General features: G+C 47.5%; 22 protein-coding genes, 1 tRNA gene and 1 other RNA gene. 20 read left to right on the top strand and 4 right to left on the bottom strand.

Features of this window, described 5'->3' with window-relative positions:
• Positions 1–134: 134 nt before the first annotated feature.
• From OEL90_RS01435 to OEL90_RS01415, 5 genes are all read left to right on the top strand, one after another.
• Entirely contained in the window at positions 135–1,073 is a 939-nt protein-coding gene (locus OEL90_RS01435; protein WP_300686794.1) for an NAD-dependent epimerase/dehydratase family protein, read from the top strand.
• 47 nt (positions 1,074–1,120) lie between these two features.
• Positions 1,121–2,020, top strand: coding sequence for a glutamate formimidoyltransferase (gene ftcD, locus OEL90_RS01430; protein ID WP_300686791.1), 900 nt, complete (start codon positions 1,121–1,123; stop codon positions 2,018–2,020).
• A gap of 4 nt (positions 2,021–2,024) precedes the next feature.
• Positions 2,025–3,308, top strand: a complete 1,284-nt coding sequence (hutI, locus tag OEL90_RS01425) for an imidazolonepropionase (protein WP_291400630.1) — start codon at positions 2,025–2,027, stop codon at positions 3,306–3,308.
• Positions 3,309–3,379: 71 nt separating this feature from the next.
• Positions 3,380–3,997: a cyclodeaminase/cyclohydrolase family protein gene (locus tag OEL90_RS01420; RefSeq protein WP_291400628.1), complete on the top strand. Its 618-nt coding sequence runs from the start codon at positions 3,380–3,382 to the stop codon at positions 3,995–3,997.
• 179 nt (positions 3,998–4,176) lie between these two features.
• A complete protein-coding gene (locus tag OEL90_RS01415) occupies positions 4,177–5,010 on the top strand; it encodes a DegV family protein (protein ID WP_291400626.1) in 834 nt (277 codons plus the stop codon).
• Between the two features lie 72 nt (positions 5,011–5,082).
• Here the strand turns inward: OEL90_RS01415 and OEL90_RS01410 are convergent, their stop codons facing one another.
• Together OEL90_RS01410 and ytvI are read right to left on the bottom strand one after the other, a co-directional pair.
• Positions 5,083–6,993 carry a glutamine synthetase gene (locus OEL90_RS01410; protein ID WP_291400624.1) on the bottom strand — a complete coding sequence of 637 codons (1,911 nt, stop codon included), beginning with the start codon at positions 6,991–6,993 and terminating at the stop codon, positions 5,083–5,085.
• Between the two features lie 153 nt (positions 6,994–7,146).
• Positions 7,147–8,214 (bottom strand): sporulation integral membrane protein YtvI, encoded by a 1,068-nt coding sequence (gene ytvI, locus OEL90_RS01405; RefSeq protein WP_291400622.1) that lies wholly within the window; start codon positions 8,212–8,214, stop codon positions 7,147–7,149.
• Between the two features lie 221 nt (positions 8,215–8,435).
• Between ytvI and OEL90_RS01400 the strand changes: the two genes are divergently transcribed.
• The 8 genes from OEL90_RS01400 to OEL90_RS01365 all read left to right on the top strand — a co-directional run bounded on the left by OEL90_RS01400 (position 8,436) and on the right by OEL90_RS01365 (position 16,597).
• Positions 8,436–9,209, top strand: a complete 774-nt coding sequence (locus OEL90_RS01400; protein ID WP_291400620.1) for an enoyl-ACP reductase FabI — start codon at positions 8,436–8,438, stop codon at positions 9,207–9,209.
• A gap of 219 nt (positions 9,210–9,428) precedes the next feature.
• On the top strand, positions 9,429–10,013 hold the full coding sequence (locus OEL90_RS01395; RefSeq protein WP_291400618.1) for a hypothetical protein: 585 nt from the start codon (positions 9,429–9,431) through the stop codon (positions 10,011–10,013).
• 32 nt (positions 10,014–10,045) lie between these two features.
• On the top strand, positions 10,046–10,969 hold the full coding sequence (locus OEL90_RS01390; RefSeq protein ID WP_291400616.1) for an RluA family pseudouridine synthase: 924 nt from the start codon (positions 10,046–10,048) through the stop codon (positions 10,967–10,969).
• 31 nt (positions 10,970–11,000) lie between these two features.
• Positions 11,001–11,178: non-coding RNA, 6S RNA (gene ssrS / locus OEL90_RS01385), on the top strand.
• Positions 11,179–11,246: 68 nt separating this feature from the next.
• Positions 11,247–12,689, top strand: a complete 1,443-nt coding sequence (locus OEL90_RS01380) for a PLP-dependent aminotransferase family protein (RefSeq protein ID WP_291400614.1) — start codon at positions 11,247–11,249, stop codon at positions 12,687–12,689.
• Positions 12,690–12,750: 61 nt separating this feature from the next.
• Positions 12,751–14,841, top strand: coding sequence for a YgiQ family radical SAM protein (locus tag OEL90_RS01375; RefSeq protein ID WP_291400612.1), 2,091 nt, complete (start codon positions 12,751–12,753; stop codon positions 14,839–14,841).
• 4 nt (positions 14,842–14,845) lie between these two features.
• On the top strand, positions 14,846–15,088 hold the full coding sequence (locus tag OEL90_RS01370; RefSeq protein ID WP_291400610.1) for a DUF896 domain-containing protein: 243 nt from the start codon (positions 14,846–14,848) through the stop codon (positions 15,086–15,088).
• 39 nt (positions 15,089–15,127) lie between these two features.
• Positions 15,128–16,597: an aminopeptidase gene (locus OEL90_RS01365; RefSeq protein ID WP_291400607.1), complete on the top strand. Its 1,470-nt coding sequence runs from the start codon at positions 15,128–15,130 to the stop codon at positions 16,595–16,597.
• 121 nt (positions 16,598–16,718) lie between these two features.
• Here OEL90_RS01365 and OEL90_RS01360 read toward each other — a convergent pair whose 3' ends face one another.
• The gene (locus OEL90_RS01360) at positions 16,719–17,615 is read right to left on the bottom strand and encodes a selenium metabolism-associated LysR family transcriptional regulator (RefSeq protein WP_291400605.1); all 897 of its coding nucleotides are present in this window, start codon (positions 17,613–17,615) and stop codon (positions 16,719–16,721) included.
• Positions 17,616–17,818: 203 nt separating this feature from the next.
• Between OEL90_RS01360 and OEL90_RS01355 the strand changes: the two genes are divergently transcribed.
• The 5 genes from OEL90_RS01355 to OEL90_RS01335 all read left to right on the top strand — a co-directional run bounded on the left by OEL90_RS01355 (position 17,819) and on the right by OEL90_RS01335 (position 22,716).
• Positions 17,819–18,493, top strand: a complete 675-nt coding sequence (locus OEL90_RS01355; protein WP_291400603.1) for a response regulator transcription factor — start codon at positions 17,819–17,821, stop codon at positions 18,491–18,493.
• A gap of 15 nt (positions 18,494–18,508) precedes the next feature.
• Entirely contained in the window at positions 18,509–19,930 is a 1,422-nt protein-coding gene (locus OEL90_RS01350) for a sensor histidine kinase (RefSeq protein ID WP_291400601.1), read from the top strand.
• A gap of 166 nt (positions 19,931–20,096) precedes the next feature.
• Positions 20,097–21,296, top strand: a complete 1,200-nt coding sequence (locus OEL90_RS01345; protein WP_291400599.1) for a S1C family serine protease — start codon at positions 20,097–20,099, stop codon at positions 21,294–21,296.
• Positions 21,297–21,483: 187 nt separating this feature from the next.
• Positions 21,484–22,311 carry an MBL fold metallo-hydrolase gene (locus OEL90_RS01340; RefSeq protein WP_291400597.1) on the top strand — a complete coding sequence of 276 codons (828 nt, stop codon included), beginning with the start codon at positions 21,484–21,486 and terminating at the stop codon, positions 22,309–22,311.
• A 66-nt stretch (positions 22,312–22,377) separates the two neighbouring features.
• Positions 22,378–22,716, top strand: a complete 339-nt coding sequence (locus OEL90_RS01335) for a hypothetical protein (protein WP_291400595.1) — start codon at positions 22,378–22,380, stop codon at positions 22,714–22,716.
• 80 nt (positions 22,717–22,796) lie between these two features.
• On the opposite strand, the gene OEL90_RS01330 is transcribed toward OEL90_RS01335, so the two are convergent.
• Positions 22,797–22,880 (bottom strand) — tRNA-Leu (locus OEL90_RS01330).
• A gap of 167 nt (positions 22,881–23,047) precedes the next feature.
• Between OEL90_RS01330 and OEL90_RS01325 the strand changes: the two genes are divergently transcribed.
• The gene (locus OEL90_RS01325) at positions 23,048–25,570 is read left to right on the top strand and encodes a sulfatase-like hydrolase/transferase (RefSeq protein ID WP_291400594.1); all 2,523 of its coding nucleotides are present in this window, start codon (positions 23,048–23,050) and stop codon (positions 25,568–25,570) included.
• A gap of 111 nt (positions 25,571–25,681) precedes the next feature.
• Positions 25,682–26,623, top strand: coding sequence for a metal-dependent hydrolase (locus OEL90_RS01320; RefSeq protein WP_291400592.1), 942 nt, complete (start codon positions 25,682–25,684; stop codon positions 26,621–26,623).
• Positions 26,624–26,636: the final 13 nt, after the last annotated feature.

Genomic DNA, 26,636 nt, shown 5'->3' with positions numbered 1-26,636 from the left:
ATTTTTTGAAATTTCGGGTACAATCAGGTTGGGATGATCGTTTTATTTTGATAATCCTCCAGCGGTTTGACGCTTTTTTGACAGCCGGGATCTACACTGTGAATGGATCCGGCGACCCAAGGAGAGTGTATGAGTTGAAAAAAATACTTATCACAGGCGCATCCGGACAAATTGGAACAGAACTGACGACTTATCTTCAGTCTGTCTATGGGCACGATCAGGTGGTTGCTTCAGGCAGACACGACGACATCCGTCATCACGCGATCTATGAAAAACTCGATGTTCTCAGTGCCGTCCAGCTAATTGAGGTCATCCGAAAACATCAAATCGACAGTGTCATTCATCTGGCGGCCATATTGTCAGCCCAGGGGGAAAAGAATCCTGAAGCACTGTGGCAGATCAATATGAATGGCCTCTATAATGTCCTTGAGGCAGCAAAGGAGACTTCTGCTGCGGTGTTCACGCCGAGCTCCATTGCGGCATTTGGACCTGAGACGCCTCTGGATCACACGCCGCAGCTGACCATTCAGCGTCCCAGAACGATCTATGGCATCTCCAAAGTTGCAGGAGAGCTGCTGTGTGATTACTACCACCATCACTTTGGCGTAGACACACGGGGGGTGCGGTTTCCGGGATTGATTTCCCATGAAGCCCTTCCAGGCGGAGGGACTACGGATTACGCGGTGCATATTTTCTACAAAGCGATTGAAACAGGTCAATTCAGTTGTGATCTGGGGCCTGAGACTTTTCTCGACATGATGTATATGCCGGACGCTCTTAGAGCGGTGGTTGAGCTGATGGAAGCAGATCCCGCGAAGCTTCAGCATCGCAATGCCTATAACATTTCCGCCATGAGCTTTTCTCCGTCTCAATTGGCAAAGGAAATTCAGAAGCATCTTCCAGAATTTCGAATGGACTATGATGTCAATCCTGTCAAGCAAGCCATTGCCGACTCGTGGCCAAATTCGCTGGATGACAGCTGCGCCAGGGCGCAGTGGGGCTGGAGGCCTGAATACGACCTGTCAGCCATGACATCTCACATGCTCAAAGTACTTGGTTCCAGATCTCGATAGGAGCCAGTACCCCAAAATAAAACAATATCGAATGGAGGCAATTAAAAATGGCGTTTAACAAAATTGTACAATGTGTCCCTAACTTCAGTGAAGGTAAAGATCGTGAGAAGATCGAAAAAATCGTTCAGGCATTCAGAGGCAAGGAGGGCATCAAGCTGCTCGACTACAGCAATGATGAGGATCATAACCGCGTTGTCGTCACTGTTGTCGGTGAGCCTGAGCCTCTTAAAGCAGCCGTGGTTGAAGCCATGGGCATCGCATCCGAGCTTATCGATATGACGACACATCGCGGTCAGCACCCTAGAATGGGCGCGACAGACGTCGTTCCTTTCATTCCGATCACGAATGTTACTATGGAGGAATGTGTCGCCCTTGCTAAGGAGACCGCGGCTCTTGTCTATGAAAAGCACGGCATACCTTCTTTCCTATATGAAAAAGCAGCGTCCGCTTCACACCGTGAAAACCTTGCTGATCTCAGAAAAGGCCAGTTCGAGGGTATGGCTGAAAAAGTCAAAGAGGACAAATGGAAGCCGGATTTTGGCACAGACATCCATCCAACTGCCGGCATCACAGCAATTGGCGCCAGAATGCCGCTCGTAGCCTTCAATATCAACCTCGACACAAACAACCTTGAAATTGCCAACAAGATCGCGAAAAATGTTCGTTTCCTTTCCGGCGGCCTCAGATATTGCAAAGCGATAGGAATCGACCTTGCTGACCGCGGGCAGGTTCAGGTCTCCATGAATATGACGGACTTCACCAAAACGCCTTTGTACCGCGTCTTTGAGCTCGTTAAAATTGAAGCAAAGCGTTATGGCGTCAATGTTGTGGGCAGCGAAGTCATCGGACTTGTGCCTATGGAAGCTCTAATCAGTACAGCGGAGTATTACCTTGGTGTTGAGGTCTTCTCTATGGATCAAATTCTCGAAAAAAGAATAATGGAGTAAACTCATGACTAAAAAAAAGGCAGATGAAAATCGCGTCCTTCTACTGTCAAATGCTGCACAAATCGTAACGGTGAGCGGCTTCGAGGCTAAAAAAGGCCTACAGATGCAGGAACTTGGCGTCATTGAAGGCGGCTCTGTTGTGGTCAAAGGTGACCGTATTGAGCGCATCTTGCTGCCAGGGGAGACCATGGTTGATATAGTCCCGGATGCGGTGATCGACTGTACCGGCAAGACCATTTTGCCTGGCTTCGTCGATTCCCACACGCACCTGGTCTTTGGCGGCTATAGAGAAAATGAATACAACTGGCGCCTTCGCGGGGATTCCTACGTCGACATCATGAATCGTGGCGGCGGCATTATCAATTCCGTACGCGGCACCCGCGAGGCATCTTTTGAAACGCTGTATAAGACCGGGATGAAACGCCTCGACAGCATGACCCGTTTTGGTGTCACTACGGTGGAAGCCAAGAGCGGCTATGGCCTTGACAAAGAGACAGAACTCAAGCAGCTTGAGGTTATGAAGGCGCTGCAGACAGACCACTCCCTGGATCTTGTGACCACTTTCATGGGCGCTCACAGTGTTCCTACAGAGTATAAGGGACGAGGCGCTGAATTTATCGAATATCTGATCGCTGAGGTTATGCCCTTAGTCCGGGAACAAAACCTAGCTGAATTCTGCGACATCTTCTGCGAAAAGAACGTTTTTTCAGTCGAGGAATCCAGACGTCTGCTGACTGCGGCTAAGGACATGGGCTTCAAACTCAAACTCCACGCAGATGAAATCGTTCAGCTGGGCGGTGCGGAACTGGCAGCCGAAGTAGGGGCTGTTTCTGCAGACCATCTGCTGCAGGCGTCGGATGAAGGCATCCGCAAAATGGCGGAAGCGGGTGTCGTGGCGACAGTCCTGCCTTGTACAGCCTTCAGCCTGAAGGAGCACTACGCCAGAGCCCGCCATATGATCGACAGCGGGTGCGCAGTCGCGGTGGCGACAGATTTCAACCCGGGCAGCTGTTTCACGGAATCTGTGCCTCTGGCAATAGCGCTGACCACACTTCAAATGGACATGCGCATAGAAGAAGTCATCACGGGTCTGACCCTGAATGGTGCGGCTGCTGTTGGGCGCGCTCATGAAATTGGAAGTATAGATCCGGGGAAAAAGGCAGATCTTGTGATCCATGAGTTTCCATCTTATCAGTATATTCCTTATCACATTGGCGTTTCCACCGTTGAAAAAGTGATAAAGAATGGCAGACTCATTTTTGATGCTTGTAAAATTGAGATTTTGTAAATTCTTTCTATAGCATATTAATTGAAGTTGAAGTATACTGATATCAGAATTATTTAAGGAGGAGTAAATTCATGTTATCTACAATGAAAATTACCGAATTTTTGGCAGCCACATCCTCAGATGCTCCGGTTCCTGGCGGCGGCAGTGTTGCAGCACTTTCTGCAGCGATCGCATCATCCCTTGCGGAGATGGTTGCGAACTTAACCATCGGCAAAAAAGGTTATGACGAAGTTCAAGATGAAATGAAGGCAATTTCAGAAAAAATGAGCGCCTATACGCCAAAGTTCGTCGATTTCATTGACAAGGATGCAACCTCCTTCGACGACGTTATGAAAGCGTTCAAGCTCCCTAAGGAGACGGACGAAGAGAAGAAGACCAGAACTGAAGCGATTCAGAACGGCATGAAGCTCGCTGCCAATGTACCGCTTGAAACAGCTCAGGCTTCTATGGAAATTCTCGGCATGATCGAAGCGGTTGTCGAGAGAGGCAACAGCAACGCGGTCACAGACGGCGCGGTTGCGGCTATGATGACGCGTACAGCTGTGCTCTCCGCACTTTACAACGTCAAGATCAACCTCGGCTCCATTAAGGACGCAGAGTATGTTGAGAAGGCTGCTGCTGAAGTTGCACGCATTGAGAAGGAAGTCGTTGAGATCGAAGCGAGAATTCTTTCAAAAGTGAAGCTCTAATTAATGAAGTTATGAAAGCCCTGGGTCAGTTTCTCCAGGGCTTTTGTTGTCTCTATGACTTCGCTTGCTCAGGACGCCTTAATGCAGTCCCTCGCATGTCTGCAGACCTGACCCGTTCACTTGTCAATTGTCGCCAAATACCATATAATTAAAAAAAGACGTTGAGTGAGGTGGGACAAATGGGGTTCAAGATAATTGCGGACAGCTCTAATGATATGTCACCTGATCTTCATGAGAAATACCCGGTCGAAATCGTTCCCTTTAAGCTGACCTTGGATGGGGTAGAATATGTGGATGACGCGCGGCTCGATCCTATTCAGTTTATAACGGATATGAGTGCGGCCAAGGATGTGCCGCGTTCTGCGTGTCCTTCTCCAAATGATTTTCTCGAAGCTTTTGAAGGCGAGGAGGACTGCTTTGTGGTCACAATCTCCTCCAAGCTGAGCGGAACCTACAACAGCGCCCAAATCGCAAAAGAAATGTTCCTTGAGGGTCATCCGGACAAGAAGATTCACCTCGTAGATTCCAAGAGCGCTTCAATTGCTGAAACCCTGATCTCCATGAAGCTGTACGAGCTCATTGGAAAAGGGCAGGACTTCAACGAGATAGTTGAAGCCATTACGGCTTATGTCAATGGCATGAAAACTTTTTTTGTCTCCGAGTCCCTGGACAATTTGATTAAGAACGGCAGGATTTCGAAGCTGAAAGGTGCGTTCGCCACCGCGCTGAGCATCAAGCCTATCATGGGCGCTGAGGACGGCGAGATCAAGATGTTTGACAAAGCACGGGGCTCGAACAAAGCTTTCGACCGTTTGCTGGAAATGATTTACGAGAACGCAAAGGCCGTTGAGGACAAAATATTGGCAATTTCACATGTCAATAATCCTACGAGAGCGGCGCATCTTAAAACGGAAATTCAGAAGCACTGTGGCTTTAAAGATGTGATTATCGTTCAGACCCACGGGCTGAGCAGCCTCTATTGTGACCGACAGGGGATCATAGTGTCATTTTAACTTAAAAAGGTGCAGGGTTCCGACCAATTACTGGCTGGAGCGCTGCACCTTTTTTATGGATTAGTTCACGTGTTAGTTTTCAATAGAAATCAGGTTGTGACGATACTCTGTATAGATGGATTTCAAAGTGGTCATCTTCGCCATCATTTCAATTTGCAGTTCGCTGGCGAGCTCAAATTGCTCGTCGCGGATCGCGTTTTTGATTCGGGTAAAGAGGGCCTGTTTGTCCAAGCTGTTTTTCATGAGTTCTGAGCGGAGGGCACGAATTTTTTCCCAGTTGACAATGTCAAGATCCGTGATATCATCCAGTCCGTGAAGCTTGACATAGCGTCTGATCAGGTCTTCATTCGTCGGGATCACGCGGTTCGTAAGCTCGGAGACCCACTGGCTTAAAATGGTCGCCTGATAGGACTCAATTACTTTTTCAGGGAAGACTTCGCCGCGCGTCAAAACACTGACTTTGTCTTTGTATTGATCAAATGCTTTGAGGTTTTCCCAAACGGTACGAGGCGGAACGCCAAACAACTGATCGCGCTCTTCGATGGTGAAGTGCTCAAAGACATCTTCCTCGCTGCGGTAAGCCCTGAACTTTTCAAGATAATCAGAGTCCTCACCATATGACTTGGATAATTCTTTCTCAAGCTCTGCCTCAGTTGGCTTCTTGTCCAGAACGTAAGCGATGCCGTCCAGCATAGACTGATAGACAGCCGCTGTGGTGAGGTAGGTGTTGGAGGTAGGATTTGGAGAACGCAGCTCGAAGCGCGTTGCGAAAGGATTGTCCATATCTCTGATGAGGCCGATCAGGACGGTACGGTTCCGAGCGGGAACTTCCACCGTGTGGCCGATACATGATACGGTACAAACCGGTGCTTCAAAGCCCGGCTTCAGGCGGTTAAAGGCGTCGTTGGAAGAAGTGACAAACGGATTGATGACTTCATAGTGCTTCAGGATGCCCATGAGCGCGCCCCAACCGAAAGGATTCAGGTAGGAGTCCTTCATATTTTTTGGTGAGAATAAATTCAATTTTCTTCCGGAGCTGAGCTTGACTGCGATCCCAACGTGGTGGTGTTCGCCGTTCCCGGCGACGCCTTCAATAGGCTTGGCGCGGAAAGTGACTTTGAGTCCGTGTCTGACAAAAGTCTCTCTGATGATTTCACGGGCAAAGAGCTCGTGATCCGCGGATTGAAGTGCCTCGTCATATTTCCAGTCGATTTCGAGCTGCTCCATGATGTGCGTAAACTGGCTCATGCCGGCGAGCTTGGACGGAACGCCGCCAACTTCTTTATGGCCCATTTCAGCATGATAGCCATAGTTGTCCAGGTTGATCAGAGACTGCTCCATGGCGGTTCTAACCGGACCGACAGTGCGCTTCCAGTACTGCTCTTTCAATGTTTGAGAAGCAGTAAGTTTCTCTGTGTCCGTTCTATGATCAGGTGTTTTAACCCAGAATTCCACTTCTGTTGCCATGGTCATGTAAACTTCCTCAACAACTTCATCTTTCGTCATGCCGAGGAATTCACGTGCGTAATCGCTTTCTGCCAGCCATGCTTTGAGGGTGGATTTGAAGTATTCCGTCGACTTTTTAAGGACTGCTCTGGAGCAGACCGGTTTGCCGTCATGGTAGAGGAACGCGGGGATGACCAGCGTGCCAACCGGGCGTCCGGTAGCCACATCTCGGTGGGCCAGGTTGTAATCCACCATCCACTTTACATTTCGGTCTGGAATGAGGTCAACTTTGGCGTTGTTGATCTGAGCGATTTTTGGCAAATAAACGCTTGAACCGTCTGTTTGAACACCCTGGTTAAGAAAACCATCAATGTCTTCAAGAAAAATTTGAACTGGGATCTTTTCATCCGTGCTATTGTTGCCCAAATCCACTGCGGTCAGGGAAACAAACTTTATCTGGGGATGATCAGCCAGCTGTTGTTTTATAGATTCTTCGTCGTGTTGATCAGCGGGAATAAAATAAAGAAGATCGTTCACGTTACACCTCCGGACTTAGTTTATGCTCTTTCACGAATTATTATAGAGAGATAACAGAAAGAAGTAAAGCAAATTTCGATAAAAATGCCAATGAAAACAAAAAAAAATCATAAAACGGCCAGTTTAGCACGCATGATAAACGAGTATAACGATTTAATGTTCGTGAATTTGTCCTTTTGAGAACTTTTTGTAATATGCGACTACTGTGATGGCAGTGAGAGGGCCAAGGATCAAACCGGAAAATCCAAGGAAACGGATGCCTATATAAAGTGAAAACAGCGTAATTAAAGGATGAATGCCTATATGATGCCCCACAATTTTAGGTTCGAGCATTTGTCTGGTGACCGTGACAATGGCATAAAGAGCCAGCAGTTTGACTGCCATTGTGACATCAGACAGGATGAGCTTGGAGAGCGCCCAAGGCACATATACCGCCGCTGGCCCCAGCGCCGGCACCACATCCACCAGACCTATGCCAACGGCTATTGGAAGCGCATTCGGCACCCTCAGAATCAATAAGCCTGCCAGGGAGACGGCAAACGTAATGGTCATTAAAGTCAGCTGCGCTTTGAAGTATCCTGCGACAACTTTGAGAACGTCCTGTTTAAAGGTTTGAATATACTGGTTGTCGCTGATATACTTTTGAATCCACGGTCTGAACAGCTTTTCAATGCGCTTTCTGTCGACTGTAAAAAAGAAAGTGGAGATTATGATGACGAGGAGTGAGACGACAAGGCGCGGAAGCGATTTGAGCATGCTGAAAGAGGATGTTGCTGCCTCTGAGAGCACTGAAGCGAGGGCGCCTATAAAACCGGACCAGGCGGTGGTCAGAAAACCGGCGGACTCTTCAGGAAGGTTGAGGAAAACTTTTTCTATGACATTCAAGACACGCTCGTTGTAGCTTGTGAGACTTTCGATCCATCCGGGAACCATCGGCAGCAATTCTTTAATTGAGAGCACGAGAATGATGCCGAGTCTGAAAATTAGAAAGCCGCCTAAACCGATAAGAAGAGCCATCAGTACCAGGGTGATCAGCGAATCCGGCAGACGAAGACCGGATTTGACGCGATCCACGATTCTGCATAACGGCCGAGACAGCAAATAACCCAGCCAAAATGGGAGCAGCACAAAAAGCAGCGGAATCATTTGGGTATAGAAAAGAAACAGGAAGAAAAGCCCCAGCGCGATCAGACTTAGCTTGGACAAGATAATAGAGTTCACCGATATCACCTCCGAATCATTACAACTAATACCCATTTTGAGGAAGCACTCCACAACATCTATGAGGGCCGTTAAAAGGAAAAGGTTGAAATGAGGCGCAGGCGGCGGTGTGGGTATAGATTGTCAAAGGGATAACAGGACTTGATTTTACCCTTTCAATCCTTTATAATGGTAAAAGATTGTGATCAGATACTAATAACTAATTATAAATGGAGGTTACCATGAGCTTATTGAATCAGAAAAAGATTCTGGTAATGGGTGTGGCTAATAAATGGAGCATTGCGTGGGGCATCAGCAGAAAACTGATCGAGTCAGGCGCGCAGCTCATTTTTACTTATTACGGGGAAAAAAGCCTCAGAGGGCTTGAAAAATTAGTCGAGGAAGAGGGCATTACCGGTGTTCGCATGATCGAATGTGACGTGACACAGGATACCAGCATTGAACAGGCATTCGGCGAAATCGCAGAAAAAGAAGGCAAGATTTTTGGTGTGGTACATAGCATCGCCCACGCAGATAAAAATGAACTGGACGGAGATTATTACAATACCTCGAGATCGGGTTACAGCATGGCTCAGGACATCAGTGCCTTTTCGCTGGTCGCCGTGACCAAGCATGCCCTTCCAATACTGGAAGAGGGCGGCTCTATTGTGACGCTCAGCTACCTCGGAGGCGAGCGCGTCGTCAAAAACTATAATGTCATGGGTGTCGCGAAGGCTGCATTGGAAATGAGCGTTCGCTATCTGGCTCACGATCTTGGGCCTCTTGGCTTCAGAATCAACGCTATCTCCGCCGGACCGGTGAAAACCCTTGCAGCGAAGGGCATCAGCGGCTTCAGCAATTTGTCTGCCAACTTTGTAGATCGTGCGCCAATGAGACGAATGGTGACCACGGAAGAGATTGGCGGCGCAGCCGTGTTCCTGCTGAGCAGTTTGGGCAGCGGTGTAACGGGCGAAGTCCTGCACGTGGATTGTGGTTATTCTATACTTGGGTATTAATTGGAATTTCTGATCCAACAAGTTAAAGGAAGATGAAAGGGTGCAGTTTATAGTTCGCTGCCTGATTCATCTTCCTTTTGTTTTGCAAAAATGGATGGAAGTCGGAGCTGACAGGCGCTTGTCGATATCACACACTTCCGTCATTTATTGCCTTAACATTGCAGTCGTACGCTTTTTTGATATAATGTAAAGGTTAATAGTACACGGAGGTGACCTCAAATGCACCTGAAGACCAATCAACTCAATAATATGCTCATTGATCTGGACAGGGCGCTGACCCGCGGTGAGGCTGAGAATGTTGTAGAAGCCATCAATAGAATCCGCTTGATTTGTGATGATATTGAGCTGTCCGTTCAAGATGAAATCGACTACGCGAAGCGTCGTGATGAAGCTTTGAGATTAAAATATAAGCATGAACTCATCAATGAAGTCTCATTTTTAATGAAACCGGTGACGGTTGAAAATGTCTATGACGGCGACTATCTGGATCACTTCGTGGAAACCCGGGCAAGACAGCTCTCCGAGGCTGGTGCTGAGGCAGCCCACAATGCGTTCTGGACGGAATACCTGACCCTTCACGGCAATATCTTTGGCTCAGTGCCAGCTGAACTCTTGACCCCTGAGGCTGCAGCCTACCTGGAAAAATCGGGATGGAAGCGCGTCCAAGTCAGCGTTCTGGATTTTGGGGATGCCCTGGAGGTCACCATGGCCTTTTACGAATACTGTGATGAAAAATTCGGACGCTATATTGTCGTCCAGGAATCCAAGACAAACGCCTTTATGGTTCTCGCGTTTGGCATTTAAGTTGAAGAATTTGGGAAGGCGGCGTCAGAAACATGTTTGAACAGCTGGGACATGACAGGCTGGACTTCCGGATTGAGGAAGCCCAATCCGGAATGAAGATCATAGATGTGATGGTACAGTGGATGGATTTGTCTGTCCGTCAGGTGAGGAGCGGAAAGAATCGAAAGGATGTGCTCCTGAATGGGCGTCCTGTGTCGGTCAATGGGTTTGTCAGGACCGGAGATCTGATCACCTATCAGATGGAGGTTGAGGAAAACTATTTCGAGCCTGAGGCAATTCCCATTGAAGTGGTGTATGAAAATGATGATCTGGTTCTGATCAATAAGCAGCCTTTCGTCGTGGTGCACCCGACTAAGAGTTATCCTTCCGGGACTATAGGCAACGGCCTTGCCATGCACTTCAAGAAAAAGGGCATCAACCCCAAGATCAGGTTCATCAACCGTCTGGATCGGGACACTTCCGGGCTGCTGCTGATCGCCAAGAACCCGTACGCGCAGCACGTGGTGACGGAGCAGATGAAGCGGGATGAGGTGGAAAAGCGCTATCTGGCGCTGGTCCACGGCCGGGTCGAGGCTGAGGAGGGCACCATTGACGCACCTATAGGCCGACCGGATGAAGACCAAGTCGAGCGCATGGTGATGGCCGATGGTCAGCCGTCCACCACCCATTTCTGGGTCAGGGAGCGTTTTGGCAACGCAACGCTGGTGGAAGTGCGTCTCGAAACAGGCAGGACGCACCAGATCCGAGTGCATTTCAATCACCTGGGACATCCGCTGTTGGGAGACACGCTTTACCATGAGGGGTCGGACCTGATTGACCGACAGGCGCTCCACGCCTTCAAGCTCTGTTTTAGGCTGCCTAGAACGGGCGAGCACCACTGCTTTGAAGCACCGCTTCCGGAAGATTTCGAGCGGCTTTTGACTCAGCTTCGAACTGAGGATCCATTCAGGATTTGATATTATTGCTAACTTGTATTATAATGTAATCAGTACTCTGGGGTGTGCGTTATTACGGATAAAATTCAACCACTGGCATATTATAGGGAGCACGTGTTTTCTGAGAGATGACAAGCCGGCCAGACCGGACGCCAGAACTCGGGAACAGTACACCCACTTAGGTGGAGTGTGGTGCTGAATTTCATCCTTGACGGCACTCTGGAGACATCTTCATTTTTTGAATGAAGATTTTTTTTGCGAATTCAAGACAAAAGTGAGTGCGGCAAGGAGGTAGTACATGCAGCCTTATTATGGAATAACCATTGATAAGCAGGATCAGGAGCACTTATACATTCAGGTGTATAAGCATTTGCGGACCCTGATCTTCAACAATTCCATCAAGCCTCATGAAAAGCTTCCGCCTATTCGCAAATTGTCCGCTATACTCGGCGTCAACAACGTCACCGTAGTCAATGCTTACAAACTCCTGGAAGAGGATGCACTGGTCTATAAGAAAATCGGGAGCGGCACCTATGTCGCGCCTGTTGAGGATGAACTTGAAAATGAAAGGGACATGGAGGAACGTCATCGCATTGTGCCTTATGATTTTTCGGTATCATCCCCTACAGCGGATCTCTTTCCGGTTAAGGATTTCAAAATCGTCATTGACGAAGTGCTGGAACGGGATAAGGGCTACGCCTTTGGCTATCATGAGAGCCAGGGCTTTTTTCCGTTTAGACAGTCTCTGTCCGCCATGTTCGGCGGCTCTAAGGTCGCCCTTGACCCAGACCAGATTCAGATCATTTCAGGCGCTCAGCAGGGGATTGACCTGGTGGCGAAATCTGTTCTGGACTACGGGGATTATGTGTTCGTCGAAGCCCCAACTTATACCGGCGCCCTTGCCAGTTTCAAGCTAAAAGGCGCTCTGATCGTGGAAATCCCCATCCTGGAGGACGGCATTGATCTGGAGGCCCTGAGTCAACAGGCCAAAAAGTTGAAGCCCAAACTCATTTATGTCATGCCCAACTTTCAAAATCCAACGGGATATTGCTACAGCGTCGAGAAAAAGCGAGGCTTGATCGAGATCGCCAAATCCTGCGGAGCGTGGATTCTTGAAGACGACTATGCCGCGGATTTGAATACCGGTGATGCGCTGGTATCGCCACTGAGCGCCTATGATCCCTATGATAGAATAATATACGTCAAAAGCTTTTCCAAAGTGCTGATGCCGGGGCTGCGACTGGGCTACATGGTCGTTCCTGAAGCGCTCCAGGACGAAATAGCCCTCGCCAAGCACGCTACGGACATATCCACTTCTGGACTGCTGCAGCGCGCTTTCGATCTATATATTCGAAAGGGTCTTTGGGACAGGCAGATCGTCCTCATGAAGCGCATCTATGACAAGCGTCATGCAGTCATCTCGCGTTATCTGAAGTCTCACGAAGTGCCATGGGTCCACTATCATCTGCCGCAAGGCGGGTATAATTACTGGATCACCATGGATGCAGCCCTCAATGCGGATGAATTGATGTGGCGGCTGAACAAGAAAGGTGTGGCTGTTTTGTCAGGGAGCACTTTTTATCATCTGCAGCTGAAGAGCTCATCCTTCAGGCTCAGCATAGCGGCCATAGATGAAAAGGAAATTGAGGCCGGGCTCGGGATCATCTTTAATGAGATTGAAGCCATGTACCATGAAATGTCCGGGAGCAAGCCGGGGTTAATGAAATCACAGGTGCTGTAAGCATCATTTGAGAGTAAGGCGTCAAGCACTTAAGCTCATCCACACTTATAAGGAGTTATGTATGTCAAATCAGGGATTTATGCCCGTCAATCAAGAGGATCTCAAAGCGCTCGGCTGGGAGCGCGTGGACTTTGTACTTGTCACTGGTGATGCCTATATCGATCATCCTACTTTTGGCGCGGCGGTCATTGGGCGCGTGCTGATGGATGCGGGATTTAAAGTTGGGATTCTGTCTCAGCCCAACTGGAAAACCACAGAGGCTTTCAAGACCTTTGGACGCCCGCGGCTGGGGTTTTTGGTGACGGCCGGCAACATTGACTCCATGGTCAATCACTATTCCGTCAGCAAGCGGCGAAGAGAAAAAGATGCCTATTCGCCGGGCGGAAAGATGGATTTGAGACCGGATCGCGCAACCCTTGTGTACACGCAAAAAATCAGAGAAACATTTTCCAAAATGCCCATTATCATTGGTGGCATTGAAGCGAGTCTGAGGCGTTTTGCCCACTATGATTATTGGGACGACAAAGTTCGGAGATCCATTCTGGTGGATTCTGAAGCGGACCTGTTGGTGTACGGCATGGGTGAGCATCAGATTGTCGAAATAGCAAATTTGATGAATCAAGGCTTCGAGCCCAAATATATCAGGCATATCCCCGGCACCTGTTACGTTGCCGCGTCCCGTGATGAGGTCTATGAAGCGGTGGAAATTCCTTCGTTTGAAGACGTGACGGCAGATAAGAGAACCTACGCAAAAGCCTTCATGATTCAATATGACGAGCAGGATCCCATTCGCGGGAAGGCGCTGATGCAGGCCCACGGCACCAGATGGCTCGTTCAGAATCCTCCGGCCATGCCGCTGAACCGCGGTGAGCTTGACCAGGTTTATGCGTTGGATTATAAACGTGAAATTCACCCTGCCTATCAGAGTCTGGGTGGGGTTCCGGGCATTGAAGAAGTCAAATTCTCAATTATCTCGGAGCGTGGCTGCTTCGGTTCCTGTTCGTTCTGCGCCTTGACCTACCATCAGGGGCGCATTGTTCAGAGCCGGTCCCACGAGTCCATTCTCGAAGAGGCGAAGCGGATTGTTCAGGATCGCGACTTCAAGGGCTATATTCATGACGTTGGCGGACCAACGGCAAATTTCAGAGCGCCGTCCTGCAAGAAGCAGCTCAGGCTGGGTACGTGCAAGCATAAGCAGTGTCTGTATCCTGCGCCCTGCAAGGACCTTGAGATCGACCATGAAGATCTGAGACTGCTGTTAGGCAAGCTGCGTCAGGTAGAGGGCGTCAAAAAAGTCTTCTTGCGCTCCGGACTGAGATATGATTATCTGATGGCAGATCCAAACCAAGCCTTCTTCAAGGAGCTGGTTCAGCATCACGTCAGCGGGCAGCTCAAGGTTGCCCCGGAGCATGTGGCCACTGAAGTGCTGGATAAAATGCAAAAGCCTGCCGGCAAGATCTATGGCAAATTTGTGGACCGTTTCTTTGAGCTCAGCAAGCAGTGCGGACTGGAGCAATATCTGGTGCCGTATCTGATGAGCTCGCACCCCGGAAGCACACTGCACAGCGCTATCGAGCTGGCCGTCTATCTCAAGAAGATAGGTTATCAGCCTGAGCAGGTTCAGGATTTCTATCCGACACCGGGAACGCTTTCGACCACCATGTTTTATACAGAGCTGGATCCTCGTGACATGACCCCGGTCTATGTGCCGAAGAGCAAAGAAGAAAAGAAAATGCAGCGTGCTCTGCTTCAATTTGGAAGGCCGCAGAATTACGAGCTGGTTTATAAGGCGCTTATCCAGGCGGGTCGTACGGATCTCATAGGCTTTGGTCCCAACTGCCTGATCAAGCCGCGAGACGGTTCAAAAGTACCTGATCAAAAGCCTGGAACCGGAAGTGGCAAAAGTTTCCGAGGCAAGGGCAGACCTGCTGAAAATGACAAATCAGTCAAAAATGAGAAATCAGTCAAAAATGACAAATCAGTCAAAAATGACAAACCGGTCAAAAGTGACAAACCGGTCAAAAGTGACAAACCGGTCAGAACTGACAAAAGCTCTGCAAAGGGACCTTCCCGCAATAACACTAAGGGCGCAGCGCGCCAAGCTGCCAACACAAAGACTTCCGGCAGCGGATTTAAAACTAAACGGAGTTGATACTATGTTATCCAAAGAAAAACTGGACAGAATCAATATTTTAGCGAACAAAGCAAAAAATGGTTCATTGACTGAATCAGAAAAAATTGAACAAAGGCTTCTTAGAGAAGAGTACCTTGAGGCGTTTCGCGAGAACTTCAAACGCCAGCTGGACAACATTGAAGTCCGGTATGTGGATGAGGATGGGAATCCGGTTGAGAATCAGAAGTCAAGCACTGGTCAAAAACTCAAGGAGAACTTGAATTAGTCGTACGTTAAGGACTAAACCATTTAGAGAGGTGTCATTATGTCAACGACAAATGTGAGTACGGATCGCAAAGCAAGTATAAAAGATCGTTTGACTCACAGCTTCCCCATAGTATGGGATCAGCTGGATGAAATAGAAACTGCCGCAGTCTTTGAAATGGGAGAACGCTACAAATCCTTTATCACTTTGAGTAAAACGGAACGTCTTTGTGCTGCTGAGATCAAACGCATCGCAGAAAGCCAAGGGTACCTCAATATGGACGCGCTGCCTGAGGGGTTCAGCCCGGTGGCCGGCGACAAGCTCTATCGCGTCAATCGCGGCAAAGCCCTTGTCATGATCGTGGTCGGGAAAGCGCCTCTTGAGGAAGGCATGCACATTGTAGGCAGCCACATAGATGCGCCGCGACTGGATCTGAAGCCGGTGCCCCTTTACGAAGAGTCAGACATGGCATTTTTGAAAACTCACTATTACGGCGGCGTCAAAAAATATCAATGGACTTCAATTCCGCTCGCCCTGCATGGCACGGCCAGAAAAGAAAACGGCGAGTTGGTGGAAATTCGAATTGGCGAAGACGCAAATGATCCTGTTCTCTTTATCACGGATCTTCTGCCGCACCTTGCCAAAGATCAGGTCACAAAGCCGCTGGGAGAAGCCATCACGGGTGAGGGCCTCAACGTGCTTGCCGGCAGTGTGCCGCTGCCAAAAGGTGATTCTGAATCCGAAGGATCCGTCTCTGAAGAGACCCTCAAGGACAAAGTGAAGCTGCATCTGTTGAAGCTGCTCGAGGCGCGCTACGGGATCACCGAGCGCGAGCTGGTGACAGCGGAGCTCGAAATTGTCCCGGCTGGCGCAGCCAGGGATGTTGGCCTTGACCGTGGGATGATCTCCTCCTACGGACATGATGACCGCGTGTGCGCCTTCGCCAGTCTCGAGGCCATTTTGGGCATCCAGAATCCGGAGAAAACCGCAATTGCTTATTTCACTGATAAAGAAGAAGTGGGCAGCATGGGCAATACAGGCGCCGAGTCCGCGTTTTTTGAAACGACTGTGGCGGAGCTGATGCTCCTTCAGGCCGGTCACTATCACGACCTGATGCTGAGACGCGCCCTGGCGAAGACGGAAGTGCTCTCCGCTGATGTCAGTGCAGGTTATGATCCGAATTACTCAGACGCTTATGATAAGCGAAATTCCGGCATGATGGGCAGGGGCCTCGAAATTATGAAATATACCGGCGTGCGCGGCAAATCCGGCAGCAGTGATGCCAATGGCGAATTTTTTGACAAAGTGGCGCGTCTTTTTGAAGCCAACAAGGTCTGCTGGCAGGTCGGCGAGCTGGGAAAAGTCGACCAGGGCGGCGGAGGCACGATTGCCTACATCCTGGCCAACAAAGGCGCAGAAGTCATAGACTGCGGTGTTCCTGTACTAAGCATGCATGCCCCGTATGAAGTGATCAGCAAAGCAGACCTTTATATGGCCGCAAAAGGCTATATGGCCTTCCTGAACCGTTAAAAAAACAGGCGGACCATTGAACGTGACACTGTGTCACTTCTGTGGACGCCTGTTTTATATTAAGCAACAAAAACTTCAATGCCTTTTTGCCGATGGTCACATTTCTACACAACACAGACCTTCAAAAAGGTTTATTTTTCTTATCTTCGTTTATAAAGCTCTTAAAAGTATCAGACAGTGGAGAAAGTACTCGTTTCTTGTGGAAGACGAAATAGAACGAGCGGCTGATTTTCGCATCTTTGTAAGGGATCAATTTTAGACGCCGTTCTGAGAGTTCCTTTTGAATAGATTGAAGCGAGAAGAAGCTATACCCCATCCCCAACTCCACCATGCGCTTAATTGTCTCATTGCTTTCAACTTCTGCAATGATTTTAAGCGTCTCGGGATCGAGTCCTGCGTGCTCTTTTAGAAATCTCATGGCAGCTGAACGTGTCCCTGAGCCTTGCTCTCGAAGAATCAGAGGCATATCCGGAATGAGTTCAGTCTTGATGGCATCAACACCGTCAGTAGGCCCTGCCAAAACAATTTCGTCCTCCATGATTTCTATGCAGTCGAGCTGCGCGGATTCCGGTTTTGCACCGACGATCCCAAAATCAATTTCTCCAGAGAGAATTTTTTCGATGACTTGTGACGTGTCATGTTTCATTAGATTGTATCTGACATCCGGGTAAATCAGACTGAAGCGCCTGAGCGCGTCAGCCAGATAGTACTGCTCAGGAATTGAACTTGAAGCGATTTCGAGAATCCCTTCAATTTTGCCTTTGTATTCTTCCAATGAAAAAAAAGCATGCTCCTTTTTGTTGAGGATGCTGATGGCGTGCTCATAAAAAATTTCGCCGGCCTGGGTCAGAGAGATCTGTTTGTTGGTTCTGTTAAACAATACAGTACCTAACTCCTTTTCAAGCAAATGAATGTGATTGCTGATGGTGGGCTGCGTCAAATACAGTTTTTCCGCCGCTCTGGAGAAACTCTTTAATTTTGCGATCATAACGAAGCTTTCCAATTGTTTGAAATCCATATTACCACTCCTCGACAGCTGCTGCGGTTGGATCTGTTTCGGGACGGGTTAAGAATGATCAATGCCCGTCATTTGCCACTCCGGAGCGCCATATTCCATTCTATTCTATCATATGAACAGGATTATGAAAGCCAAATTGAGGTATGTATACTATTGAAATGAACTGATTGTCAGCAAAAGTAACTGATGGGCGGGGGAGCTTCATGAAGAAAAAAATTATGGTGGTTGATGATGACCCCAATATCTTGAATTTGATGAAGATTTATCTTGAACAAGAGCGTTATCACGTCATCCCCATTATTGACAGCACAAAGGCAATTCAACTCTTTAAAATGGAAATGCCGGATGTGGTGCTCCTGGATATTATGATGCCTCAACTTAATGGCTTTGAATTGCTCGCGGAACTGAGAAAGCTCAGCAACGCGCCAATTATAATGCTCTCCGCCAAAGGAGAGACCGTTGACAAAGTCACGGGACTTGAACTTGGCGCTGATGATTATCTCGTCAAGCCGGTTGACCCTACCGAATTGATGGCCAGAATTAAAGCGGTGTTTCGTCGATACAGCGGAAACTCAGAAGACAGCAAAATTTTGGAGCTTCCTGATCTGATTATTGATTTGGGACGTTTTACGGTTACCTGCAAAGGCAAGCCGGTCGTTATGCCGCCTAAGGAACTGGAGCTGCTTTATCTTCTCGCTTCTCATCCAAATCAGGTTTTTACGAGAGAGCAGCTTCTGGACAGGGTTTGGGGCTTTGACTATGTTGGTGAGAGTCGAACCGTGGATGTCCATATCAAACGTCTCAGAGAAAAACTGCCTGAGCATGAAGCCTGGGAGATCAAAACCGTTTGGGGCGTGGGGTATAAGTTTTCAATCTGATCAGGTGGTGATTTTTTGAGGACCATATATTATCGACTGTCCATGCTCTATGTTCTTATACTTTTGATTTCTTTTGCTTTTATTGTTATTGGTGTCAATATTGCCATCAACAATCTGATGATCAGTCAGAAGCAGGAAATTTTGCTGGACAAAGCCATGACCTTTCAGCAGATTTATTCTGATGCTGCCTCGAGCGGCATCCTGGATGTGCAGAGACTGGAAATTGAAGTGCAGTCACTTGAAAATTACCTGGGCGCTCAAGTACTGCTGGTAGACCGTCAAGGCCGCGTGTTCATGTCAGATGCCAACGTGACGGATCTTATTGAGGAAGCTGAAATCAGCAGCTATGACCTGGAAATGATGTATTCCGGAGACGTCATCACAAAGCGCACTCAGCTCAGTCAGTTTGGACAGGATCAATACCTGTTGATTGGATATCCAATTTTTATAAATTTTGAAGTTGAATATGTTTTGTTTCTAATGGCATCCATCCCGGAAATCAGCATGACTGCGCAAGATGTTAATACTGCGGTTGCCATGGGTCTCGGATTAAGTGCCATTGTGGCGCTAGTCATGCTGTTTACTTTTTCCAGAGCTATGAGCAGAGAAATTAATGACTTAAACGAAATTGCCAGACATGTGACCAGCGGTAATTTTGACAAGCGCATTCAAAGTAAACGGCAGGATGAGATTGGTGAACTTGCACTTAGTTTGAACACCATGGCGGAAGCTCTAATGAAACTGGAGCATACGAAACAAAATTTCATTTCGAACCTGAGTCATGATCTGCGCTCTCCGCTGCAGTCCATTATTGGTTACACCAAAATATTGCTGGAGGGCAATTCAGAGCCTGACAAACAAGAAAAATATCTCACCATTGTTTTAAATGAGAGTGAACGATTGACAAAGCTGGTTAACGATATATTGGACTTGTCAAAAATGCAGAGTGGGCATTTGGAATTGGAACGAACCTATTTTGATCTGCATGCTTTAATTCTCAATGAACTTGATAAATTCGAAGGAAGAATTGAAAGTAAAAAGCTTCATGTCAATATAGAATTTATGGAGTCTGGCTGCCAGACCTATGCGGATTACGCCGGGATCCAAAGCGTGTTTCAAAACTTAATTGATAACGCAGTCAAGTTTGTGGACGTTAACGGGTCCTTGGAAATAAAAACAGAATTCCAGGAACATAAGGTCCTGGTCAGCATAAGAAATACCGGTGTCTTTTTATTGCCTGAAGAACTGAATGAAATTTGGCAGCGCTTCTCAAAACTCGACCGGGCAAGGAGCGAGCACAGAGATTCCTCCGGGTTGGGACTGGCTATCGTTCGTGAAATCATTAAAGTTCATGAGGAACGCATTGAAGTCTTCAGCACACCGGAGCTGGGTGTCGTTTTTCAGCTGACACTCCCGTTTGTGAGCTGGCAAATATAGCGTTTGCACCCGGCGAAATATAGAAAAATTAATCGTTTTGAAAATATTTTTTTAGAAACTGTTCATAAAATCTTCACAAATTTTGTCTAAACTTGAGCTATCAATAAGATTACTAGTGGTATAAGCAGCGTCAAAGCAATATTTTATCAAACAGGAAGGTGATAGTATGGATCAACAGGAATTTCAACCAACGTCTTCTGAACCTGAAACGCAGAACAATAAACGACCATCGGCAGAAACAAAGTCAAACAGCTTTGCAAAACTGCTGGTCATCATACTGATCATGGCGGTCGTCGGCGGCTTTTCCGCAGGTGCGGGAGCCATGTTTTTCAAGAATTATATTATGCCGGACGAGACGCAAACGCCTGTCCTGACCACACAGCCTGCGACTGAAAGTACAATTGCAGCGAGCGCGGGAGACAGCGCGGATATCGCGGGCATTGTCGAGGCGGTTGGTCCAAGTGTTATCAGTATTACAAGCACGGTAACCTACACGGATTTCTTCAACACGGAGCGCACAGCGCAATCTTCGGGCTCAGGCGTCATCTTTGCTGTGACGGCTGATTCCGTGGACATTTTGACCAATGAGCACGTGGTCTCGGATGCAAAAGAGGTCATGGTTCAACTGAAGCCGGACCAGTATTTCAAGGCTGAGATTATTGGCAAGGATAAATCCACGGATTTGGCGATCATCAGAATTCCTGCGGCGGACATTCCGGCTGAGGTTCTCAGCACAGTCAAAGCGGCCAAGTTTGGGGACTCTGATAATCTTAAAGTCGGTGAAGTTGCGATTGCCATAGGCAACCCGCTCGGTTATAACAGCACTGTCACTGTGGGGGTAATCAGCGCGGTTGACAGAGAGATCAAGGATAAAAATTCACTTAAACTCATTCAGACAGATGCCGCCATTAATCCCGGAAACAGCGGCGGCGCACTGGTCAATTCCAGGGGAGAAGTCATAGGAATCAACACGATCAAAATCGCGAACACTGAAGTTGAGGGCATTGGGTTTGCCATCCCAAGCAACTCGGCGGTACCAATTGTCAACGAACTGGCTTCCAAGGGATTTGTATCAAGACCTTATCTGGGCATTTATGGAATGGAAATCAACGCTGAAACGTCGAAGGCTTATGACATTCCAGTCGGGATTTATGTGCGGGGCGTTATTGAAAGCTCAGGCGCTGAATCTGCCGGGATCGCGGCTGAAGACGTCATCATTTCCGTGGATGACACGAGGATTGAGACCATGACGCAGCTCTCGGAGCTTCTGGCGCAGCATAAGGTTGGAGATAGGGTGACCGTCAGAGTCGTACGTGGCGGCAACACACTGGAGCTCGAAGTGACTTTGACGGATGCCAATTCCTGATAGACAATCCCAACCTGAACAGGCAAACAATTTCAGAACCGGACGAGACATCCTTGAGAGGTGTCTCGTTGTTTTTTGAAAATGACTGAGCAGTCAGGCAAACTCGTCAGTTTTTTTGAATTTTGCGGGCTTCAATTGGGTATGATATTTCACAAGTGAAAAAGTTTGAGTTTGGAGAGGATGCCACTTGAGGATTACATTGCTCGTCGACAATCAGACCCTGGTGGATCAGTATTTTCTTGCTGAGCCTGCCTTCTCAGCATGGATCGAGTCTGGCGACACTAAGCTGATGTTTGATACAGGCTATTCGGATGTGTTTCTGGAGAACGCGAGACGACTGAGGCTTGAAATTTCTGAATTGGATACTTTAGTGTTGTCACATGGCCATAGTGATCATACCTGGGGACTCCCGGCGCTGGCTGAGCATTTGCGGCTGAATAGGCGCAGGCCGGACCGCGTCAGGCTGATCGCTCATCCGGAGGCCTTTTATGAAAAAGGCCTGGACGGTGAGGTCTATGGCGTCAATTTTAATATTGAGGATTACAAGGATGTTTTCGACGTTGTTCTGACGAAGACAGCCGTCAGTTTGGGGGGCGGTCTGATGTATCTGGGTGAAATTCCAAGAAAAAATGAGTTTGAAGGCAAACTCGCCATTGGACAAACACGTCGCGGGCAAAGCTGGGAAAAGGATTATATTTTGGATGACACAGGATTATCCTATTTGGGAAAAGACGGACTTGTCATAATATCAGGTTGTTCCCACAGCGGAATTGTCAATATTGTCGAGCATGCCATGACTCTGAATGAAACGAGAAAAGTCATTGATGTGGTGGGCGGACTGCATCTTCAGAAGCCAACTACAGAGCAGCTGGAGGGCACTATGAGATTTTTTGAATCACTTGATCTGAAACAGCTTCATGCCAGTCATTGCACAGATCTCGCCTCAAAATGCAGATTGATGCAGACGCTTCCTTTAACGGAGATTGGTTCTGGAAGCGTACTGGAGTATTGCTGAGATTTTTGCGGAGTTTTAATGATGAATACAATCAGTGATTAAAAAGCCTGAAGGAGGTCTACGAAAATGAAAGGGTATCGGTACAGGTTTAACGGACATGGTTTTAATTTGATCAAGGTAATCTACCGAATAATAGGAACAGGTTTCGATCCCGTCTTTTTTGAAGACCGCGTCGATTTTGTGGACAAGGACAATGCGATCTTTGTGACTCTTTTCAACGATCCGGACTATATAAGGCTGGTGTTCAGATTTTCGGTGCCAAAGCTTGAAGGCGTGACGGAGGGTCAGCTTGAGACTCCGGAGGGTCATGTCAACATATGGACTTATCTGGGTGATAAAGTGGAAGATGCGGTTTTTCTATCAGAGATTGGTTTAGCCAACTATAACAGCCATCATAAGCTCTAGCCGGAATGTGAGTGCAGTGACACTTTAATGACCAAAAGAATAAAGCCCCTGAAGCATCTGCTTCAGGGGCTTTATTCTTTTGGTGCCCGAAGGCGGATTCGAACCGCCACGCCTCGCGGCGGCTGATTTTGAGTCAGCTATGTCTGCCGTTCCATCACTCGGGCGCAATCAGGTATAAATCATGACCTGCAAGACTTATAATAGCACAGAGTATACACTGAGTTCAAGGGTTAATTTTGAACAATTTAAATATTAAAAAACGGTACCCTATGGAATGTAGGGGGGTGTTTGTAATATAATCATCAAGTGAAGAAAGGATCTGGTGAAGGGTTTGAAGAAGATATTATTTTTGCTGATTGCGCTCGTCGCTCTGATGAGCCTTAAATGGCACTTTTATTATGAGATGATCCAGATGTCAGAAGGCAGTCTGCTGACCGTCATTCTGACTGTGATGATGACCTTATGGATATTTTTCGCCCTGGAAAAGGCGGGAAAACATAAAGGGGCATGGAGCTTTGTAGTGATCTATAGCGTCGTATCGGTCATATTTTTGGTTGATGTTGTCTACTTTAAACAATTCAACGCCAGAGCCACTGTCAAGATCCTCCAGAATGTTGGAGTGATTGGAGATATTGGTGACAGTATACTGGCCATTTTATCACCAAAGCATTTTATAGCTTTGATAGATATACCGCTCTGGGTTCTATTAACAGCCTTACTCCACAAACAAGGGGAACGCTTTTCGATTCGCTGGCGGCTGCTCGTGATATTGCCTGCAGTCATGGGTGTTCTGTTTTCGGTGCCGCAGCTCAGGATTGCTTATACAGAAAATATTGGTGCCAGAGAGTTTTTTACTTTTCATGTCGAGGATTTGGTCACCAGTGTCAGTGGAAAAGTGATGAATTTGCAGACGGACCAACTGGAGATTTTGAGCATGGTCGGGCAAAAAAACGCGATCTATCAAGATCTTGAAGCCCTGAAGGCACAAAAGCACTGGGGGATAGGGGAAGGCAGGAACTTAATCGTCATCCAGATTGAGTCCTTCCAAAATTTTGTAGTCAATAGAGACTATGAGGGGCAGGCATTAACGCCTTTTTTAAATTCGTTAATTGGAAATGATACGCTCTATTTTGATAATTATTACCAACAGCTTGGCATGGGAAATACTTCAGATGCTGAGTTCGCGACCAACAACGCCATTTATCCAACTGTTTATGGACAATCTTACGCGCTCTATCAGGAAAACACCTTCAGAGGTTTGCCATGGCAGCTCAGGGATCAGGGTTATACCGCGCTTGCGTTTCATGGGTACAAAGGTGATTTTTGGGGAAGGGATCTCGCATATCCAGGCCAGGGCTTCGAGAGGTTTTACAGTGAGAAGGACTTTACCATTACTGAACCACTTGGCTTCGGCTTGAATGATTTTGAGTTTTATGAGCAGTCCGTCGAACTTTTAAAGACTTATCAGCAGCCTTTTTACGGATTTTTTATCACTCTCAGCAACCATCATCCTTATCAGCTGCCTGCTGATCTTCAGGAAATTACGCTGAAGCCTGAGCACCAGGGCACTCTTTTTGGAGATTATCTTCAATCTGTGCGCTATACAGATAATGCGCTGGCTTATTTCTTTGAGATGCTAAAAGAAGCCGGCATGTACGAGAATTCTGTCATTGCGCTCTATGGCGATCACCACGGCCTGGTTATAACAGATCTGGAGTCCAAGACAATTTTGGATGATTATCTTGGAAAGCCTTATGAGTTTGACGAAATGCTTCATATTCCGCTGATTATCCATACGCCGGAATCAGGCGTCAGTGAAACGGTGAGCAACATTGGCACGCAAGTCGATTTTCTGCCTACAATCATGAACCTCATGGGGATCCCTAATGACAACTATCTGATTTTTGGCCAGGATCTCGTGAATACAACCGGGGGCATTGCGGCATTCCAGGCTTATACTGCTTATGGTTCCTTTATCAGCGAAGACTATGTCTTCGAAATGTCCAGGGATTACATCTTCAATAACTCGAGGGCGTGGAACCGTCAAACCGGGGAGCCGGTTGACATCAATCTTTGCTATTTGCAGTACAATAAGGTCAAGGAGGAATTTGAGGCATCCAAGTATATTCTGGACAATAACCTTCTCGCGGACGCGACAACCTACTTTGGTCATTTGGCTAAGTCTGACGGATCTGAAAATAAGGGCGGTGTTGAAACCATCGGCCAGGAAGTGGTCTTTGTGGGCGGTCCACCGGTAAACGGCGTTGAAGGGACCAATACAAAGGAAGCGCTGGACATGGCTTATGAGGCAGGAGATCGCGTGTTAGCGCTTGATTATTCATGGACTGAGGATGGAGAAATCGTCGCTATGGATAACCTCGGACAGTTTTCCTCACTTCTGGAACAGCCTCTTAAGGATGCCAGCAAGAAATCGTTCCTGGATGCAAAAATGAGCGGCGGTCTGACGCAGCTGGATCTTAAACGCTCTTTGAGCTGGCTCAGCCGGCATAAAGATGCCATGATGATCTCATTTTCTGATGACCGGTCCATTGATTTTTCAAAATATCTTTACGACAATTATCGCGATGCTTTAGGGCGTTTTGTCATTGTCGTGGACTCCTTTGAGAAGTATTATAGATTGGGTTATTTGAAAGTCGATAAGATCGCAATAGATGCTGATGCGCTTAAGAATGATCCGGAGGACTTGCTGCAGTTTGTCGAGAATAATCCTGTCTATATGGTCATTACCAGTGACGGCAGAATGAGTGAGGATAAGAAACAGGACATAGCGATCAGGACCAACCTCTTTGTGAGGGAGGGCAAGTCGCTGGTGCGTTACACGCCATCAAAATGATTAAACCAATGGGGGTGCGCTTTAAAGCGCATCCTTTTTATTGGTCCATAACCTTGCGACTGGGGGGGAGATGTGGTATTATGTTTGCATAATGTTATGAGGAGCGGTGAAATGGATCCAATAACCCATGGTGTCATTGGTCTCGCAATTTCCACTTTTTCAGGGACCACCCCAAGCCTGGACAATCCTGTTGCGATTGGCGCTGCAATTGGTGCTATGATTCCTGACTCAGACGTGGTCATTCGACTGTTTTCTGACGAAATGACTTATTTGAAGCATCATCGCGGATGGTCACATTCGCTGCCGGCGCTCACTATTTTCTCCGGTTTGATCACTTTAGGGCTTTCGGTCATGATGCCGGGTTCGCTGTCCTTTGAAGTGTTTTTCTGGACTCTGATGGGGGCATTATCCCACACGATTTTTGACATTCTCAATTCCTACGGCGCAATGCTGTTTAAGAAAAAGCGCAAGTTGAACTTACTGACGCTTTATGATCCGTTTATTACCTTGTTGGCGATTTATCTGATTTTCTCTGGGGAGAAATCACTTCTGCAGTACGCAGCGGTTGTGCTTTTGTTTGCAGTTTACCTCGCAATGCGGTGGAAGATGAAGCAGAGGGCACACCATCATGTGGCGACAGCAATCTCCCGGCAGTACGCTTTCAAGCGCGTTACAATTCTCCCGTCCTTGAAAGCGTTTTATAAATGGGATTTTGTCGCAGATACGAAGAGTCATCATATCGTTGGAAAATATAATCTCTTTACGAGAAAGCTTCAGATTATAGCAAAATACTATAAAAAGGACTCACAGCATCTCGGGACGTTCGATCAGTCGAATCTTGGACGCTATTTCAGAAGATTCAGCCCCAATATTCATCTTGAAGTGGTGGAGCATGACAACCATATAGAGTTGAAGGCAATTGATCTGAGATATTATATGAAGAACAGCTTTCTCCATCATGGCACGCTGTACCTCGACAGAAACGGCGAGATTGTGGAGTCCTATTTCCACCCGTATAAGCAAAACAAATGGATCCCGGTACTCGAGGGATAGTGGTAATGTTGAC

Origin of the sequence: Acidaminobacter sp. (assembly GCF_030247605.1) — a bacterium.
Taxonomy (GTDB): domain Bacteria; phylum Bacillota; class Clostridia; order Peptostreptococcales; family Acidaminobacteraceae; genus Acidaminobacter.
Note: the sequence above shows the minus strand (reverse complement) of the source record. Positions and strands in the feature narration are given on the sequence as shown.

What these genes read in the sequence shown, in the direction of transcription:
- OEL90_RS01395 (WP_291400618.1), top strand. Translation starts at nt 9,429, where the DNA reads ATGCACCTGAAGACCAATCAACTCAATAATATGCTCATTGATCTGGAC.
- OEL90_RS01375 (WP_291400612.1), top strand. Translation starts at nt 12,751, where the DNA reads ATGTCAAATCAGGGATTTATGCCCGTCAATCAAGAGGATCTCAAAGCG.
- OEL90_RS01320 (WP_291400592.1), top strand. Translation starts at nt 25,682, where the DNA reads ATGGATCCAATAACCCATGGTGTCATTGGTCTCGCAATTTCCACTTTT.
- OEL90_RS01420 (WP_291400628.1), top strand. Translation starts at nt 3,380, where the DNA reads ATGTTATCTACAATGAAAATTACCGAATTTTTGGCAGCCACATCCTCA.
- OEL90_RS01415 (WP_291400626.1), top strand. Translation starts at nt 4,177, where the DNA reads ATGGGGTTCAAGATAATTGCGGACAGCTCTAATGATATGTCACCTGAT.
- OEL90_RS01355 (WP_291400603.1), top strand. Translation starts at nt 17,819, where the DNA reads ATGAAGAAAAAAATTATGGTGGTTGATGATGACCCCAATATCTTGAAT.
- OEL90_RS01335 (WP_291400595.1), top strand. Translation starts at nt 22,378, where the DNA reads ATGAAAGGGTATCGGTACAGGTTTAACGGACATGGTTTTAATTTGATC.
- OEL90_RS01360 (WP_291400605.1), bottom strand. Translation starts at nt 17,615, where the DNA reads ATGGATTTCAAACAATTGGAAAGCTTCGTTATGATCGCAAAATTAAAG.
- OEL90_RS01370 (WP_291400610.1), top strand. Translation starts at nt 14,846, where the DNA reads ATGTTATCCAAAGAAAAACTGGACAGAATCAATATTTTAGCGAACAAA.
- OEL90_RS01390 (WP_291400616.1), top strand. Translation starts at nt 10,046, where the DNA reads ATGTTTGAACAGCTGGGACATGACAGGCTGGACTTCCGGATTGAGGAA.
- hutI (WP_291400630.1), top strand. Translation starts at nt 2,025, where the DNA reads ATGACTAAAAAAAAGGCAGATGAAAATCGCGTCCTTCTACTGTCAAAT.
- OEL90_RS01345 (WP_291400599.1), top strand. Translation starts at nt 20,097, where the DNA reads ATGGATCAACAGGAATTTCAACCAACGTCTTCTGAACCTGAAACGCAG.
- OEL90_RS01380 (WP_291400614.1), top strand. Translation starts at nt 11,247, where the DNA reads ATGCAGCCTTATTATGGAATAACCATTGATAAGCAGGATCAGGAGCAC.
- ftcD (WP_300686791.1), top strand. Translation starts at nt 1,121, where the DNA reads ATGGCGTTTAACAAAATTGTACAATGTGTCCCTAACTTCAGTGAAGGT.
- OEL90_RS01400 (WP_291400620.1), top strand. Translation starts at nt 8,436, where the DNA reads ATGAGCTTATTGAATCAGAAAAAGATTCTGGTAATGGGTGTGGCTAAT.
- OEL90_RS01365 (WP_291400607.1), top strand. Translation starts at nt 15,128, where the DNA reads ATGTCAACGACAAATGTGAGTACGGATCGCAAAGCAAGTATAAAAGAT.